Source organism: Paenibacillus sp. PvR098 (assembly GCF_017833255.1).
GTDB lineage: Bacteria > Bacillota > Bacilli > Paenibacillales > NBRC-103111 > Paenibacillus_G.
Map to the genome: position 1 here is coordinate 4,392,555 of NZ_JAFIBU010000001.1, position 16,455 is coordinate 4,409,009.

The following is a 16,455-nucleotide window of genomic DNA, read 5'->3' on the forward strand; positions in this document are numbered from 1 at the left end:
GATTTATGGAAGATTCATATGTTCATTCATATGAATCTTCTTCTTTATAGGTCTAAAGATATGAGACGGGAGGGATGAAGAATGGCTTTTCCAGAATATCAGCTTCGGCAAAACTTGAGTATCGGTTGGATTCGTGAGAATGATCATAAGGCCAAGTGGATTTTTGGAACAAGAAAACGAGCTTCGTCTGCCTTATCTTTAGAAGATGACATTTATCACCTTCGACGTGAACTCGAGAGTCTTGTGCAAAGTGGAAACGACCTGACATCGCCGCAGGTGGTAAAAATCAGTATGGAGCTTGATCTTAAGATTAATGAATATATGAATCTGCATCGAAGAAGTCGGTCTTGATCGGCTTCTTTTTTGTTCCTTATCGTGCTTTAATAGCTCTTAAAAGCTTTGAAAGCTGAGGTCTTTTATGTTAACATCATAAAGAATAAGCTGGAGAGACGGTAGGAATAGCCTTACATGCAAGTCATGCCAGCGAACAACAATATAGCGATTCAGGTGCCTGCACGGTAAGATTGCCGCTTGCGGGTTAAAAGGGAAGCCGGTGCGAATCCGGCGCGGTCCCGCCACTGTATACGGGTAATGCTCTTTATCAAGTCACTGTCTTCATCTTAATGAGACGGGAAGGCGAAGAGCTCTTGAATAAGCAGCCCGTAAGTCAGGAAACCTGCCTGAATCTGCATTCGATGCGGCCTTTCGAGGAGAAGGAGCAGATCACGCAGCCTGCCGGCAGCATATCGACCTTGATGTCGACTGGTGCTGCGCAGTATTGTCAGTGTGTGCCCTCTGCTTTGGATACAATCCGAAAAGCAGAGGTCTTTTTGTTTGTAAAGATGTTGAGGAGAGATGAACATATGTACCAGGGTAAGACGAATCGTATAAAAAAGCGGCTGGTGGCAGCCATCCTGAGCTTGGCTTTGGCAGGAGGGTTGGCAGGATGCGGAAGCACTGCGTCAACCCCGGGGCAGGGTCAGCAGGCAGATGCGCCCAAGGCGGGTGGTACTAAGCAGGAAGAGGCGTCCACATCGGTGAAACGGACGACATATCCGCTCACGATCAAAGATGTTACGGGAAAAGAGTTTGTATTTGATAAAGCACCGGAGCGAATCGTCTCCACTTCACCGAGCGAAACGGAAACGCTGTTTGCTTTGGGGCTTGGGGATCGGGTGGTTGGTGTATCGGATTTCTGCAACTACCCTGCGGAAGCGGCCTCAAAGCCCAAGGTCGGGAGCATCATGAAGCCGAACGAGGAGGCGTTGATTGCAGCGAACGCCGATGTGGTCATGACGGGCGTATCCATGAATATGGCCGTAGTGGAGCAGCTTCGCGGATTGAAAGTGAATCTGTTTAAAGTGGAGCCGAAAACGGTGGACGATGTAATGGACAACATTCTGCTGATGGGGCAAATCTTCGACCGGCAGGAGCAGGCGACAAAGCTGGTCGATTCAATGAAAGCCGAACGTCAAGCCGTACTGGATGCGGTGAAGGTGCTGGAGCCGGAGCAGAAGAAAAAGGTGTTTGTCGAGTTTTCCCCGGGCTGGACGGTCGGTAAGGGCGAGTATATTGACGAACTGATCGGTTTGGCCGGCGCTGTCAATGTGGCCGGCGGTGAGAAAGGCTACGTGAAGATCAGCGAGGAAAAGGTGATAGCGGACAATCCTCAGATCATTATTTATCCGATGGGGATCATTGATGATAAGTCCCAAAAGCCCATGGATCAACTGATTCGCGAGCGCAGCGGCTGGGAGCAGATCGATGCGGTGAAGTTGAATCAACTGGTTGGGTTGGACAAGGATATCATGAGTCGTCCGGGTCCGAGAATAACTCAAGCTTTGACGGAAGTAGCTAAAGGAATTTACCCGGAACTGGTGAAATAAGATGAAGCGAAAGCTGTGGATTTGGGGCGGAGCCGCTTTGGCAATGCTTTTACTTGCTGCCTCCTTAGCCCTGTCGATCGGTACAGTGCGCATCCCGCTAGGTCACGTGTGGGGGATCATGCTGCATCAGTTGCCTTGGGTCGGCGACCGTATCCAAGCCGATTGGAGCGCGGCTTCTGAGCAAATCGTATGGAAGGTCAGGCTTCCGAGGGTAGCATTGGGTATTCTGGTTGGAGCTGCTCTGGGATTGGCCGGTGCAGCCTTTCAGGGCGTACTCCGTAACCCTCTTGCCGATCCTTATACGCTCGGCGTTTCTTCTGGGGCATCGGTGGGCGCATCGTTTTTGATTTTGTTCGGACTACAGTATACCCTCTTCGGAGAGTGGACGGTACCGGCGGTAGCGTTCATGACCGGAGTACTATCGCTCTGTACGGTACTCTTGCTGGCACGGACGGACGGCAAGCTGCGCAAAGAAACCGTCATTCTTGCCGGTGTAGTGATGCAGGCTTTCTTGGGTGCCTTCGTTTCGTTGATGGTGGCCATGTCGGATCAGGTGATCAATGAGATTATCTTCTGGCTAATGGGTAGCCTGGCGCTGCGCGGATGGACTTATTCCATGGTACTGCTGCCGTATTTGGCTGCCGGCTCCTTGGTGCTCCTAAGCTTAGGCCGGGCAATGAATTTGTTCGCGCTCGGGGAGCGGCAGGCGGCGCATCTCGGAATCCATGTCGAGCGGACGAAGCTGATCGTATTGGTGGCCGCTACTTTAATCACGGCTGCGGCGGTATCCGTATCGGGTGTTATTGCGTTTGTCGGTCTGCTGGTGCCGCATTTGCTTCGGCTTATGGTCGGTCCGGATTACCGCTTGCTGCTCCCGATGTCTTTGATCGGAGGCGCGATCTACGTGCTGCTTGCCGATACGCTGGCCCGAACGCTGCTCAGTCCGACGGAAATTCCGCTCGGAGTCGTCACGGCGTTTATGGGAGCGCCTTTTTTTGCCTATTTGCTGCGCCGCAGGAAACGGATGGTACGCGAGTGAAGGAGGATGCGGGCGATGATTCGAGTGGATGTGGAGGACGTGTCCAAGGCCTTTGGAGGGCGGGAGATCCTTCGCGGTGTCCGCTTTCGGGTGGAGCCGGGGGAATGGTTTGGTATTTTGGGCCCGAACGGGAGCGGGAAATCGACGCTGCTTCAACTGATTTCCGGGCTGGAACCGGCTTCTGCCGGGAGCGTGAGGCTCGAGGGTAAACCTGTAACGTCCTATTCAAGGAAAGTATTGGCAAGGCGGCTCGCGGTACTTGAGCAGGACGCGCTGCCGCCACTCGGCTTCACCGTGCAAGAGGTGATCGAAATGGGACGCTACCCGTATCAGAACTGGCTGGGTGATGAAGCGGATGATGCAGACGCGCTGGTAGAGCGGATTATCGATTTGTTGAAGCTTGAGTCCCTGCGGGGGAGAACGATAGATCAGTTGAGCGGTGGGGAACGGCAGCGTGTGGCGCTGGGTAAAGCGATGGCTCAGGAGCCTAAGCTGCTGCTGCTCGATGAGCCGACGACTTTCCTTGATATCGGATACCAAGTAGAGATGATGGATATGGTCCGCAAATGGCAGCAGAAATGGGGCATGACGGTCATTTCGGTACTGCACGATTTGAATTTGGCCGCGCAGTACTGCGACCGTCTCCTACTGCTGCACGAAGGCGTGGTAGCGGGAATCGGAACGCCCGTAGAGGTGCTTCGTGCGAATCTGTTGGAGCAAGTGTACGGCACGCGGCCGCACATCCTTACACACCCAGATAGCGGGGTGCCGCAAATTTTACTAGGAAAGGGAACTAGATGATGAGTAACAACCGATTGGAACAAATGATTTCCGATATTGCGCCTCTGGATAAGCAGAGTATAGAGGAGGCAGCGCTTCATCTGGATCAGCTGACTAAGCCGCCCGGCAGCTTAGGTAGACTGGAGGAGGTAGGCAAGCAGCTTGCGGGAATCCGCGGGGAACGGATGCCGGACCTGGGGAAAAAAGCGGTTGTCGTTATGGCTGCGGATCACGGCGTATGTGAAGAAGGAGTCAGCGCCTACCCGGCCGAAGTAACGCCGCAGATGGTGCTCAACTTTTTGAATGGGGGAGCGGCGGTGAACGTGCTGTCACGCCATACCGGCGCCGACGTCGTTTGTGTTGACATCGGCGTTAATGCCGAACTATCGGATCCCCGGCTTCGATCGCATAAAATTCGCATGGGGACGGCCAATATGACCAAAGGGCCTGCGATGACGCGGGAGGAAGCGGAAGAAGCCGTGCTAGTCGGTATGAGGCTGGCAGAAGAATTGGTGGGAAAAGGATACGGACTGATCGGTACTGGAGATATGGGCATTGGCAACACGACGGCAAGCTCGGCGATTTTGACCGTGCTCGGCGGGACGGATGCGGCTGAGGCCGCAGGGCGAGGAACCGGTATTGATGACGAGCGCCTGCTGCACAAGCAAGCTGTAATTCGCCGAGCCATCGAGCTCAATTCTCCGGATGCGGCGGACCCGATGGATGTGTTGTCCAAAGTGGGGGGGCTTGAGATCGCCGGCTTGGTTGGCGTTATTCTGGGTGCTGCGAAGCATCGTTGTCCGGTCGTCATTGACGGGTTCATTTCTTCGGCCGCGGCATTGGTCGCCGCCCGATTGGCTCCGCTTAGCGTACCGTATATGCTGGCATCACATCTCTCGCAGGAGCAGGGCCATGCACGACTGCTCGCTGAGATCGGGCTTACGCCGATGCTCGTGATGGATATGAGACTTGGAGAGGGTACGGGCGCAGTTCTTTCTTTTCCGTTGATTGAGGCTGCGGTCAAAATCATGCAAGAAATGGCAACCTTCGCAAATGCGGGAATATCAGGGGGGGCCCCAGCGGAGCCAGTGCAAGGATGAGCGGCGGAGGAATCAAGGTACTTGTAACGGGCGGAGCGCGCAGCGGGAAGAGCTCCTTTGCGGAAAGCTACGCGGCAACGCTTGGCGATCAAGGCTTATACATTGCCACGTCGCAGGTTTTTGACGAAGAAATGAAGGAACGCATCACGCTGCACCGGCTGGAGCGGGAGGAGCGCGGGTATCCATGGGTTATGGCCGAGGAGCCGTATGATCTCGCTGAAACCCTTCTGAAGGCGAAAGCGCCTGTCGTGCTTGTGGATTGCCTTACGCTTTGGCTGTCCAATTGGCTGCTCCGGGTGGAACAGGAGCCAGAGGCCGAGCGGTTAGGCAGGCTTGAGGATAAAATCGAAGAGTTGGAGCATGTGTTTAGTTCGCTCGATTGCCCGGTCGTACTGGTTACCAATGAGGTAGGGAGCGGTCTTGTGCCCGAGTATAAGCTGGGGCGGGTGTTTCGCGATCTGTCCGGGAGGATGAATCAGCGGTTGGCCCGTAAGGCAGACCAGGTGTTTCTTGTAACGGCGGGAATTCCGATCGAGCTGAAAAGCCGAGCGTTTCATTTATAGTACGGTGCGGAGGAACGGACTTGTTGTTTTATAGTGTGCAAGAGTTGATGTGGATGGTGCTTGCCGCGGTCGTGATCGATTGGATGATTGGAGACCCTACGTGGCGGTGGATGACACACCCTGTGGTGTGGATCGGGCGGTTGATTACGCTGCTGGAGAAACGATTGTATCCGAGATCGGTTGAAAAGATGGAGCGTACCCGTTCACGCGGGGCTGCACTTGCCATCGTGACCATCGGTGCGGCTTACTGCAGCATATGGCTTATCGTATGGTTCGCGGATCAAGCGCATCCTTGGCTCGGTTATGGTGTTAGCGCATGGTTAATCTCGACAACGATCGCCGTGAAGGGTTTGAAGGATGCGGCAATGGCAGTGTATAAGCCGCTCAGCGAAGGAAACATCCTTGAAGCAAGAAAGTGGGTCGGCTACATTGTCGGGCGGAATACTTCGCAGCTCGACGAGCCGGAAATTACGCGGGCCACGGTAGAGACTGTAGCTGAGAATATTGTGGATGCGTTTGTTTCTCCGATCTGCTATGCGTTACTGGGCGGTGCTCCTCTGGCGATGCTGTATCGCGCTTCCAATACGCTTGACTCGATGGTGGGCTATAAGAATGAAAAGTATATTCATTTCGGATGGGCTTCGGCCCGTTGGGACGACGTGATGAACTGGATTCCCGCGCGGTTGACGGGGGTGCTCTTAGTGCTTGTGGCGTGGTTCAGCCCCGGGCTTCGCGCAGGAAGAGCCACACGATCGATTATGCGCTTCGCCCGGCTTCACCCGAGTCCGAACAGCGGCATCCCGGAATCGGCCGTCGCCGGAGCGCTCGGTATTGAGCTCGGGGGTGTGAATGTATACCACGGCCGACTGAGCGAGCGGGCCCGAATGGGATGGCCGCTCCGGGAGCGGGAGAGAGAGGACATCCGACGGACCGTCAGAATATTGTACGGTGTCAGTTATTTGGTTACGGGGGGATTGCTGTGCGGGCTGTTTTGGCTTTATGGATAACGTGGGGATCGGCGTGTGCGGCCGCCTTTCAATTTCTGACTCGGCTTCCCGTACCGGTAAAGCTGGACTACAATGACGCTTTGTTTCGCCGGAGCGTCGTTTTTTATCCTTTGGTCGGCTTTGTGCTTGGTGCTCTTCTGTTCGGAGTGTCCAAGCTGTTGAATATGACACTGCCTCCGCTTCCTGCTGCAGCGCTGCTGTTAGCGGCTTGGACGCTGCTGACCGGAGCTCTGCATTTGGACGGTCTGATGGATACGGCGGATGGTATTTTGAGCCATCGATCGCGCGAGCGGATGCTGGAGATTATGAAGGACAGCCGGGTTGGCGCCATGGGTGTCATGGTCTGTGTGCTTGTAATGCTGCTGAAGTGGTCCTTGCTGCAGGAGCTGCTTCGATTCGAGGAGCAAAGCGGCTTACTGCTCCTGCCGATGGTTTTGCTGTGGAGCCGCTGGTATATGGTCGTTGCTATAGCCGGGTGGCCCTATGCGAGACAGGAGCAGGGCGGCGGGATGGGTACTTTTTACCGAGGTATCGGATGGAAGCGCGTTGCCGCGAATAGTACGGTGGCTGTACTTTTATCGGCTGCTGTACTCCAGATCGCGCAGGCCTTCGGGCTGCATTTGGCAGGGGGGATTTGGCTTATACTCGCTTTTGGAGGAATGACTCTGTTGAGCGGTTATTTGATGAGCGCCTACATACATAGCAAGCTGGGCGGTCTGACTGGGGATACATATGGAGCTATGAATGAGCTGTTGGAGGTTCTGCTCCTCTTTATGCTTGTGTTGATGATAGGATGGGGGGAATGAATGGATGCTGGAGCGATACGGACACGGCGGTGATTTATGGACGGCGTCAGAAGCTTTTGGGGTACCGCAGGAGCAGTTTCTCGATTTCAGCTCGAACATGAATCCGCTGGGCCCTCCGGAATCGGTAGGGATCATCTTCAGCGGCAGGTGGAGAGAGGTTGTGAACTATCCCGATCCGGCAGTGAGGGAATTGACAAGGAGATTGGCTGCCAAGCACGGGGTCGGCGAAGACTGCATTCTGGTCGGTAACGGTGCAGCGGAGCTGATCGATTTGGCCGTTCGAGTACTGCGCCCAGGCGTGACGGGACTAGCGCGGCCGTCCTTTGGTGAGTATGAAGAAGCGGTGGAAAAAATCGGCGGGCGGGTGCTCGATATTCCGTTGTCGGAGGCATCGGGGTATGTATTGAAGCTTTCCGACGTGAAAGAAGCCGCAAGCAGGTGTGACCTGTTGTTTCTCGGACATCCGAACAATCCTACCGGGCGTTTGCTGCCTAAGGATATCGTGTCTTTGTTGGCGGAAGGGGATATACCTGCCATTGTTGATGAGGCTTTTCTTGACTTTACTCCCCTCGAAGAGGAGCTTACGCTTACGCGTGCGGCGGCGGAGAGCTCGAATTTGATGGTCATTCGTTCCATGACGAAGTTTTATTCTATCCCGGGTATTCGGCTAGGATATATTGTGGCGAATCCGGAACGAATCCGTCTTATGAGGCGGCTGCAGGTGCCGTGGAGCGTTAATGCATTAGCGCAGTGGATCGGCTGCAGCGTACTGGAGGAGCGGGAATATGCGGCCAGTACGCTGGAATGGCTGAGGGAGGAACGGGGGGTTCTTTCCGGCAGGCTCCGGGCATTGGGATTCCAAGTGGTTGACAGCGACACTAATTTTATTCTCTTTTCGCTCCGGCCGCTTGGTCTTACCGTCCAGGCGCTTCAAGCGGAGATGGGAAGGCGGGGAATTCTGATACGGGACGCGTCGCTGTTTGCCGGATTGGATGAGACCTGCTGCAGGGTGGCTATCAAGCTGCGGGAGCAGAACGAGAAGCTGCTGGCCGGCTTGGCGGAAGCTTTAAGCGTGCTGCAGGGATCGGCAGCTTCTGCGGAAGCGCTGCCTGTCTCGGTTGACAGTCCTGCCTGTAAGCTTGCTCCGACTCTGATGTTCCAAGGCACGTCATCGGATGCGGGCAAAAGCCTGCTGACGGCTGCACTGTGCCGCATTCTGCTTCAGGATGGCCGGCGCGTCGCTCCGTTTAAGTCGCAGAATATGTCGCTGAACTCGTACGTGACGCCGGATGGCAAAGAAATTGGAAGGGCTCAGGGGATGCAGGCCGATGCCTGCCGCATTCCCGCGACGACGGACATGAATCCGATCCTGCTGAAGCCGAAAAAGGACATGGTTTCCCAAGTCGTTGTACACGGCAAGCCATACCGCGATCTTGACGCCAGGACGTATCGGGAAAAGTATCTGCCTGAGGCGGAAAGCATTGTGAAGGAGTCGCTCCAACGGCTGCGCAGGGACTTCGAGGTAATCGTCATCGAGGGGGCAGGCAGCCCTGCCGAGGTCAACCTGAAAAGCCGCGACATCGTGAACATGCGGCTGGCCGGTTGGGCGGATGCGCCCGTACTACTGGTTGCGGATATCGATCGGGGCGGGGTATTCGCCTCGATTGTAGGAACGCTTGAAATCTTAACCCCGGAAGAACGATTGCGCGTCAAAGGATTTGTGATCAATAAATTCCGCGGGGACATCACCCTGCTGAAGCCCGGGCTGGATTGGCTTGAGAAGCGGACAGGCAAGCCGGTGCTGGGGGTTATTCCTTATTTGCCCCAGCTTGAACTCGAGGATGAGGATTCCGCTTCACTCGACCGCAAGCTGGCAGAACGTCAAGTAGGGGAGAGGCTGCCTGGCATGCTGGATATTGCGGTGCTTCGCCTTCCGCGCATTTCCAACTTCACGGATGTCGATCCGCTTGAGTACGAGGGGGATGTTCGATTGCGGTTTGTAGAGACGCCGGAACAGTTCGGTGAGCCGGATGCCGTGATCGTGCCGGGAAGTAAAAACACGGTCGACGACCTTCTTTATTTGCGCGAGGTCGGGTTTGACCGCAAGCTGCTCGATTATGCCAAGAGCGGCGGGTGGATTGTGGGCATCTGTGCAGGCTATCAGATGCTTGGCTCCAGGCTGCTGGACCCGGAGCTGGTGGAATCGAATCAGCGGGAGCTGACAGGTCTTGGTCTGTTTCCGACGGAAACCGTTTTTGCCCGGGAGAAGAGGACGGTGCAAACGCGAGGAACAACGGGACTGTATGCCGAAGAGGGGCAGCGTTTTCCGATCACAGGCTATGAAATTCATATGGGACAAACTTCTTTTCTTGAACCGGTAGAACACCCATTTGTTCTGCAGCCATCGGTTGATGATACGGGCACTGCTGCCGATGGGGTCGTGAACGGAGACGGTCGCCTCTTCGGCACGTATGTGCACGGTATTTTACATAATGACGACTTCCGCCGTGCGTGGTTAAACCGGATTCGCGAAAGTAAAGGGCTGGAGCCAAAGAAGGCCGAACTGCGTTTTCAGGAGCGCCGTGAAGCCGCATTCGATCGATTGGCCGCGCATGTAAGGGAGCATTTGGATATGGAACGTTTATATGAGATGATAGATTGCAAGGAGGGATAACGGATGAGAATTTATACGAGAACGGGCGATGCAGGTCAAACGGGTGTTATCGGGGGACGCGTGGATAAGGACGACGTTCGAGTAGAGGCATACGGCACGGTCGATGAGCTGAACTGCTTCGTCGGTCAGGCGATGGGGTTTCTTGATCCGGAACGGGACGCGGATTTGCTTGCCGATTTGCTTGAAATTCAGCATGAGTTGTTCGACTGCGGTTCGGACTTGGCGCTGCTGAAGCAGGAGCTGCGTCCATACAAGGTCACGGCGGAGATGGTGGACCGTTTGGAAACGTGGATTGATAAATATGATGCGGAAGCCCCGGAAATTCAGCGGTTTATTTTGCCGGGAGGAAGTCAGGCCTCCTCTACGCTGCACGTATGCCGGACCGTGTGCCGCAGGGCGGAGCGACGGGTGGTGACGCTGGCCCGCACGCAGCCGATCAATGAGCAAGTACGCCGCTATTTGAACCGGCTTTCGGATTTGTTCTTCACTGTGGCAAGGTCGGCTAACAGCCGTGCAGGTATTCCGGACGTGGAGTATGCACGCAGCGCAAAGGTGTTTCGCCGCAAATGATAGAATATTACAAACCTCTTCAATACATTGTGCCTTCGGAAGATGACGGGATGCTCCTTCGCACGGTGTTGCAGCAGAGAATGGGGATTTCCCGAAAGCTGTTGTCCAGGCTGAAGATGACGGAGCAGGGCATTATGCTGAACGGTGAGCGCAAGTACATCGATGTGAAGGTACGGACAGGTGACAGGGTAGAGGCTCGCATGGAAGTAGAGACGTCCGATGATATTTTGCCGCAGCCGATTCCGATCCATATTCTCTACGAGGACGAGGAGCTGCTGGTGCTGAATAAAGAGGCTGGCCGAATCGTTCATCCGACGCACGGACATTACACGGAGACACTGGCCAACGGAGTGGTTCATTACTGGATGGAAAAAGGGGAGAGATTCCGTTTCCGCCCGGTCCACCGTCTCGATCAGGAAACATCAGGGGCACTCGCCGTTGCGAAGAACGCGTACGTTCACCAGCAAATTTCCGAACAAATGCAATCGGATGGCCTGAAAAAAGAGTATGTAGCCTTGGTACATGGAGTAGTTGCACTTGACGAAGGTACCGTTGATGCTCCGATTGATCGGGATCCGCTGTCGCCGCATCTTCGTATCGTCACCGAATCGGGCTACCCGTCTATAACTCATTATCGTGTAGAGCGCCGTTTTCGAAATGCGACGTACATTCGTCTGCGGCTGGAGACCGGTCGCACCCACCAGATTCGAGTTCATATGAAGCATCTGGGCCACCCGCTCTTCGGTGACAAGCTGTACGGTTTGGAAGCCGGATCGGAAGAGCAATCGCCATCAACTGCGATCGATCGCCACGCACTTCATGCCATAACGCTGGGCTTAACTCATCCTATTACCCATCAATGGATGGAATTTAATGCACCGCTGCCACTGGATCTGCAGCGGTGCTTAGAAGGCTTGGAATGAAATGAATAAAGTAAAAACCGCCGTTCTTCGAAAGAACCGGCGGTTTTTGCGCTCCTTAGAGCTATTGCAGCATACCCAAATACTCTTTTAGTGCAAGGCGTAGTTGATTCATTGCGGTAGAGACCGGCACGAATAATCTGCCTGTTAACCCGCTATCAGTTTTGCTTAACAATTAGCCAACCGGATAAGGGATAACCTCCACTTGTTGTTCATTAAAATGTTTGACTGACCTTGCCAGGTGAAAAGCGGAAGTGATTAATACTGGACGCCAGCCCATGCTGCACAAGCAATTCTTTCGTGTATCGAGCGTTTTCTTGCGTTGTGCGGCTTCGATCGTCCACCAGGATGGCCTGTTCAGGCACGCCCAAGGCGAGTCTCTGCAATGTGGCTCCTCCGGTTAGCACGACGTAGGCGTCTCCTTCAATGGATGCCGGTGGGGCGTAGCGATCCTCCAGTGACTGGAGAGCCGTTCGCCGATCAGCGGGATCGATGACAAGTATAGAAGGAAAGCAAGGGTCAATGGAACAAGCCACGATTTGCGGCCGACGCGATAATACAGCCATAACGCGACAAGCAATAACAAAAGCACAAAGATTCCGGGAGGAATTAATAGGTTGTAAACCAAATTAATAAAGTAAAGCATTGCGGCTTATCTCCTCTTTTGATGTCGTATGACGACTGAACGACAGATCTTACACCATAGCGATGGTAAAGCTGAGGTATTGTTTTCCATTATCTGCGCTGCATCATTCTATTTCAACTATGGGCTTGAAGCGGCTGATTTGCAGGGGAGATGCTATCATCGGTATAATGGATTGTATAGGAATATATAGTGCAAGGGGACGAGGATGATCAGATGAGCATCAGCCAAAGATTAACTGTTTATCAATATCCGCAATGCGGTACATGCCGTAATGCGGTAAAGTGGTTGAAAGAGCACGGGTGGGATGTGGAAGCCATTCACATTGTTGAGCAGCCTCCAACGGTATCCCAATTGCAAGAAATGATTCCCGTGAGCGGTCTTGAGATCAAGAAATGGTTTAACGTATCGGGAGAAGTTTACAAAGAAATGCAGCTGAAAGACAAGCTTCCCACTCTGAGCGATGAGGAGAAGATCGCGCTGCTGGCGTCCAACGGCAAGCTGATCAAGCGCCCGGTTGTGACCGATGGCTCCAAAGTAACGGTCGGATTCAAGCCGGAAGCGTATGACGAGGTGTGGGGCGGCACGAAAGCCTAAAAGGAGCGTGATCGAGGATTGCAGCCAAGTCGAAAATCGAAAAAAAGTAATTGGATATGGTATATAGGAGCCGCTGCGGCATTCCTGCTGACCAAAGGCAAGGGCTTACTTTCTCTGCTTAAATTTGGTAAAGCAGGAGGCGCGCTGGTTTCCATGCTGGTCTCTGTAGGAGCATATGCCATTATATACCCATGGGGCTTCGCCCTAGGTGTGGTGCTTCTGCTGCTAGTACACGAGCTTGGGCATGTATGGGCCGCCAAGCGTAAAGGATTGCCGGTGACGGCTCCCATATTTATTCCTTTTCTCGGTGCCCTGATCAATATGAAAAGACATCCGAGAGATGCGGTGACGGAGGCTTACGTTGCGATGGGGGGACCAGTGCTTGGGACGATCGGCGCCGTTGCGACGTTTGGCGCGGCATATGTATGGGAGCATCCGTTGCTCTATACTTTGGCATATGTCGGATTTTTCTTGAATCTGATCAATTTGCTGCCGATTCATCCGCTGGACGGCGGGCGTATTGCCACGGCCGTAACTCGTTGGCTTTGGCTGGTCGGTCTGATCGGCGGGTTGGTCATTATCGTTTATTTGCGCTCGATTTTATTTTTTATTATTTGGGCGATGTTTGCCTACGATCTGTACAAAAAGTATGTCAAGAACCGTAATCAAGGTGAGGAACGCTTAGTGACGGCGAGCTTTCTCGTTCCGGCGGAGCCATTAATCGCGCAAGGGTATATCATTCCCGGAACAGAGCACAAAAGAGAGCTTCCGTTCATTACTTATTCCAATCTGGAGGACGGGCAGCAGTACGTGAAGGTGCTGTGGGACGGCCTTGATTTTCAAGGTACGGTGCCCATGATGAGCCAAGGCATCATCAAGAGGGCTTACGTGACCCGACTGGAGCATATTCAGAAGGAGGACGGTCTGCATCTGATGATCCACTGCCGAATCGACTACACACATTACGAGAACGATAAATATTACGAGGTGCCCACTGCCTCTCGTTGGAAATTCGGTATCTCCTATGTGCTGCTTGCTGCGTTTCTGATCGCCATGATGACGCTTGTGCATGATGTTTCCGGCCTGGCGGTTAGATAACGATCATTTGATAACTAAGCCTATATCGTTTGTTTTGAATATCCACTACCATAAAAAAGAGGTTTGTCGCATGAAACGACTGGAATCAAAACGTTTGGCCGAACTGGGTTCGGCTATTTTTTCTGAAATGGCACAGTGGAAAAAGGAGGTAGCGGAACGCGGCGTCGATGTCATCGATTTGGGTATCGGCAGTCCCGACCGTCCCCCTTCGGCACGGGTGATGCAGGCGCTTGCGGATGCAGCAGCCAACCCCATGCTCTATGGGTATCCGACTTCTGAAGGAAGCCCCGAGTTCAGACAGAAGGTTGCGGAATGGTACAAGCACCGCTTCAGCGTTACACTGGACCCCGAAAGTGAGATTGTCACCCTGATGGGCTCGCAGGACGGTCTAGCTCATCTCGCCATGGCGGTGACCGATCCGGGAGATCACGTATTGGTTCCTGACCCGGGCTACCCCATTTATGCGGCGAGCCTGGTGCTGGCTGGCGTGCAGCCTTATTTTATGCCGCTTCGCGCGGATAACGGCTTTTTGCCCAGATTGGAAGATATCCCTGAGGAAATGGCAAGGCAGGCCAAATTTATGCTATTGAATTACCCGAGCAATCCTTTGTCTGCCGTTGCGACACTTTCGTTCTTTGAACAGCTTGTCGCTTATGCAAGAAAGCACGAACTTCTGATCGTGCATGATCTGGCCTATTCCGAGATGGCTTTTGACGGGTTTAGACCGCCCAGCATTTTGGAAGTCGAGGGTGCGAAGGATGTAGCCGTGGAATTCCATTCTCTGTCCAAAAGCTTTAATATGGCGGGGTGCAGGATTGCATTCATGGTGGGTCAATCCGATGCGGTTCGTGCGCTTCGCGTGCTGAAATCGAATATCGATTACGGCGTGTTTTTGGCGGTACAGCAAGCAGGGATTGCCGCTTTGGAGGAGGACATGAGTCCGGATAGCCGTCCTGTTGCAGGCACGTACGAGAGAAGGAGAGACATCGTCATCGACGGTCTTCGCCAGGCAGGCTGGGACATTGACAGACCGAAAGCGACCATGTTCATCTGGGCGCGGATTCCTGACGGGTGGACTTCTCGACAAATTTCCCGGGAAATTCTGTACTCGGCCGGGGTTGTGGTTATTCCAGGCGATGCGTTCGGCAAAGAAGGAGAGGGTTATGTTCGCATAGCCTTGGTCCAAGAGGAAGAGAGGCTTAAAGAGGCAATTCGGCGAATTGGACAATTTTTTAAAACGAAAGGTTTGGCATAGGCGAGGCAGACTGCGCAAACCCTTGGATTAAAGGAACAAGCACCCCCAAAGACCCGATCAAGAGATCAGCTTGAATCGGATGAAGTGGGTGCTTGTTTTTTGCTGTTTCATCGAATCGTTAATGATTGGAGCGATCCATAACGGGTTAATAAATATATGGGATTCACTATAAATTAGCAATTTTTTATATCATACTAGCAGTGGCGTTCCGAAAAGAAGCGATGCGCCTTGTGACGGGATGTGACCATATGCGGAAAATAAAAACAGCGATACTAGGAGCCGGGTTTATCGGACGGGCTCATATCGAAGCGGTCAGACGGCTCGGATATGCCGAAGTTACCGCAATCGTGCAAAGTGGTGAACAAAGAGCAAAAGAAATTGCCGAATCGGTAAACGTTCCAAAAGCATACGGGAGTATAATGGATGTACTTCAGGATAAGGACATTGATGTGATTCACAATTGTACGCCGAATTATCTTCACTATGAGATGAATAAGCAAATCTTACTTCATGGCAAGCATTTGCTCTCGGAGAAGCCTCTAACACTGACCTGCGAGGAAGCGAAGGAATTGTACCATTTGGCTAAGGAAAGAGATTTGGTCACCGGTATCAATTTCAATTATCGTCAGTTCCCGATGGTCCAACATTTGCGAGGCATGGCGCAGGATAATGATTTGGGCGAGATTCGGATCGTTAGAGGGAATTATTTGCAGGATTGGTTGTTGTATGATACGGATTATAACTGGCGGATTGAACCCGAATATGGCGGGCGGGCGCGAGCACTCGGGGATATCGGTTCCCATTTGTTTGATTTGGCGCAGTACGTAACAGGCTTCAAAATTGCGGAAGTAATGGCAGATATATCAACCATTATTCCCAAGCGCTACAAGCAGCGGATAGGACAGACGGCTTTTCAAGAAGGCGGGGCAAACGATGCTGAGCTAGTGGACATCAGCACGGAAGATTATTGCTCTGTCCTGGTCAAATTCGATAATGGCATAAAAGGGGTATTTACGGTTTCTCAAGTGACCGCGGGAAGTAAAAACGCTCTGGATCTCCATTTGGACGGTGCCTTAGCTTCCGGATCATGGAATCAGGAGAGGTCTTCGCGTCTGATGATCGGTTACAGGGACAAGCCGAATGAAACGGTATTTAGAGACCCGACTCTTGTGAAAAAAGAGGCACATCCTTTCCTTCATTATCCTGGCGGTCATGAGGAGGGCTGGCCGGAAAGCCTAAAGAACACGATGGAGAACTTTTATTCAGCAGTAAGAGATCAAACGCCTCTTTCGAATACGATCGCTTCTTTTAAAGACGGCTACCAAAGCATGCTTCTGATTGAAGCGATTCTGAAAAGTGCCGACAGCGGAACCTGGGAAAAGGTAGAGACGGCAGAATAAGAATTGAATAGCAATGTGAGCTTGTGATAACAGCCTATTGACTCCCTCAATAGGCTGTTTTTTTCTTAGTACAGATACAAAGAAAGGGGCAGCACGGTCTGGCTCCCTTTACCAAGG

General features: G+C 53.1%; 17 protein-coding genes and 1 riboswitch. Of the genes, 15 read left to right on the plus strand and 2 right to left on the minus strand.

Annotated features, from left to right (window positions below; all coding sequences use genetic code 11):
- Positions 1–81 precede the first annotated feature (81 nt).
- From JOE45_RS21805 to JOE45_RS21855, 11 genes are all read left to right on the plus strand, one after another.
- A complete protein-coding gene (locus JOE45_RS21805; protein WP_210022385.1) occupies positions 82–351 on the plus strand; it encodes an aspartyl-phosphate phosphatase Spo0E family protein in 270 nt (89 codons plus the stop codon).
- Between the two features lie 137 nt (positions 352–488).
- Positions 489–698: riboswitch (cobalamin riboswitch) on the plus strand.
- Between the two features lie 165 nt (positions 699–863).
- The gene (locus JOE45_RS21810) at positions 864–1,886 is read left to right on the plus strand and encodes an ABC transporter substrate-binding protein (RefSeq protein WP_210022384.1); all 1,023 of its coding nucleotides are present in this window, start codon (positions 864–866) and stop codon (positions 1,884–1,886) included.
- A 1-nt stretch (position 1,887) separates the two neighbouring features.
- A complete protein-coding gene (locus JOE45_RS21815; RefSeq protein ID WP_210022383.1) occupies positions 1,888–2,925 on the plus strand; it encodes a FecCD family ABC transporter permease in 1,038 nt (345 codons plus the stop codon).
- Between the two features lie 15 nt (positions 2,926–2,940).
- Positions 2,941–3,726: an ABC transporter ATP-binding protein gene (locus JOE45_RS21820; RefSeq protein WP_210022382.1), complete on the plus strand. Its 786-nt coding sequence runs from the start codon at positions 2,941–2,943 to the stop codon at positions 3,724–3,726.
- A complete protein-coding gene (gene cobT / locus JOE45_RS21825) occupies positions 3,726–4,805 on the plus strand; it encodes a nicotinate-nucleotide--dimethylbenzimidazole phosphoribosyltransferase (protein ID WP_210023523.1) in 1,080 nt (359 codons plus the stop codon). The genes JOE45_RS21820 and cobT overlap by 1 nt, the downstream gene beginning before the upstream one ends.
- Positions 4,802–5,368, plus strand: coding sequence for a bifunctional adenosylcobinamide kinase/adenosylcobinamide-phosphate guanylyltransferase (gene cobU, locus JOE45_RS21830; RefSeq protein ID WP_210022381.1), 567 nt, complete (start codon positions 4,802–4,804; stop codon positions 5,366–5,368). The genes cobT and cobU overlap by 4 nt, the downstream gene beginning before the upstream one ends.
- Before the next feature lie 20 nt (positions 5,369–5,388).
- Positions 5,389–6,375: an adenosylcobinamide-phosphate synthase CbiB gene (gene cbiB / locus JOE45_RS21835; protein ID WP_210022380.1), complete on the plus strand. Its 987-nt coding sequence runs from the start codon at positions 5,389–5,391 to the stop codon at positions 6,373–6,375.
- Positions 6,348–7,181, plus strand: coding sequence for an adenosylcobinamide-GDP ribazoletransferase (gene cobS, locus JOE45_RS21840; protein ID WP_348632572.1), 834 nt, complete (start codon positions 6,348–6,350; stop codon positions 7,179–7,181). Before cbiB ends, cobS begins: the two co-directional genes overlap by 28 nt.
- 4 nt (positions 7,182–7,185) lie before the next feature.
- Entirely contained in the window at positions 7,186–9,855 is a 2,670-nt protein-coding gene (locus tag JOE45_RS21845; RefSeq protein WP_210022378.1) for a cobyric acid synthase, read from the plus strand.
- Positions 9,856–9,858: 3 nt separating this feature from the next.
- Positions 9,859–10,425, plus strand: coding sequence for a cob(I)yrinic acid a,c-diamide adenosyltransferase (locus tag JOE45_RS21850; RefSeq protein WP_210022377.1), 567 nt, complete (start codon positions 9,859–9,861; stop codon positions 10,423–10,425).
- Positions 10,422–11,348: an RluA family pseudouridine synthase gene (locus tag JOE45_RS21855; protein ID WP_210022376.1), complete on the plus strand. Its 927-nt coding sequence runs from the start codon at positions 10,422–10,424 to the stop codon at positions 11,346–11,348. The genes JOE45_RS21850 and JOE45_RS21855 overlap by 4 nt, the downstream gene beginning before the upstream one ends.
- Before the next feature lie 172 nt (positions 11,349–11,520).
- On the opposite strand, the gene JOE45_RS24310 is transcribed toward JOE45_RS21855, so the two are convergent.
- Both JOE45_RS24310 and JOE45_RS23735 read right to left on the minus strand, forming a co-directional pair.
- Positions 11,521–11,586, minus strand: coding sequence for a hypothetical protein (locus JOE45_RS24310; protein WP_481856106.1), 66 nt, complete (start codon positions 11,584–11,586; stop codon positions 11,521–11,523).
- Positions 11,561–11,911: an ElyC/SanA/YdcF family protein gene (locus JOE45_RS23735; RefSeq protein WP_245247112.1), complete on the minus strand. Its 351-nt coding sequence runs from the start codon at positions 11,909–11,911 to the stop codon at positions 11,561–11,563. Before JOE45_RS23735 ends, JOE45_RS24310 begins: the two co-directional genes overlap by 26 nt.
- Before the next feature lie 293 nt (positions 11,912–12,204).
- On the opposite strand from JOE45_RS23735, the gene JOE45_RS21865 reads away from it, so the two are divergent.
- The 4 genes from JOE45_RS21865 (at position 12,205) to JOE45_RS21880 (ending at position 16,338) form a co-directional block, all read left to right on the plus strand.
- Positions 12,205–12,585, plus strand: a complete 381-nt coding sequence (locus tag JOE45_RS21865; protein WP_210022375.1) for an arsenate reductase family protein — start codon at positions 12,205–12,207, stop codon at positions 12,583–12,585.
- An 18-nt stretch (positions 12,586–12,603) separates the two neighbouring features.
- Complete coding sequence (locus JOE45_RS21870) at positions 12,604–13,683, plus strand: site-2 protease family protein (RefSeq protein ID WP_210022374.1); 1,080 nt, start codon at positions 12,604–12,606, stop codon at positions 13,681–13,683.
- Between the two features lie 70 nt (positions 13,684–13,753).
- Entirely contained in the window at positions 13,754–14,938 is a 1,185-nt protein-coding gene (locus JOE45_RS21875; protein WP_210022373.1) for an aminotransferase class I/II-fold pyridoxal phosphate-dependent enzyme, read from the plus strand.
- Positions 14,939–15,186: 248 nt separating this feature from the next.
- Positions 15,187–16,338 carry a Gfo/Idh/MocA family protein gene (locus tag JOE45_RS21880; RefSeq protein ID WP_210022372.1) on the plus strand — a complete coding sequence of 384 codons (1,152 nt, stop codon included), beginning with the start codon at positions 15,187–15,189 and terminating at the stop codon, positions 16,336–16,338.
- Positions 16,339–16,455: the final 117 nt, after the last annotated feature.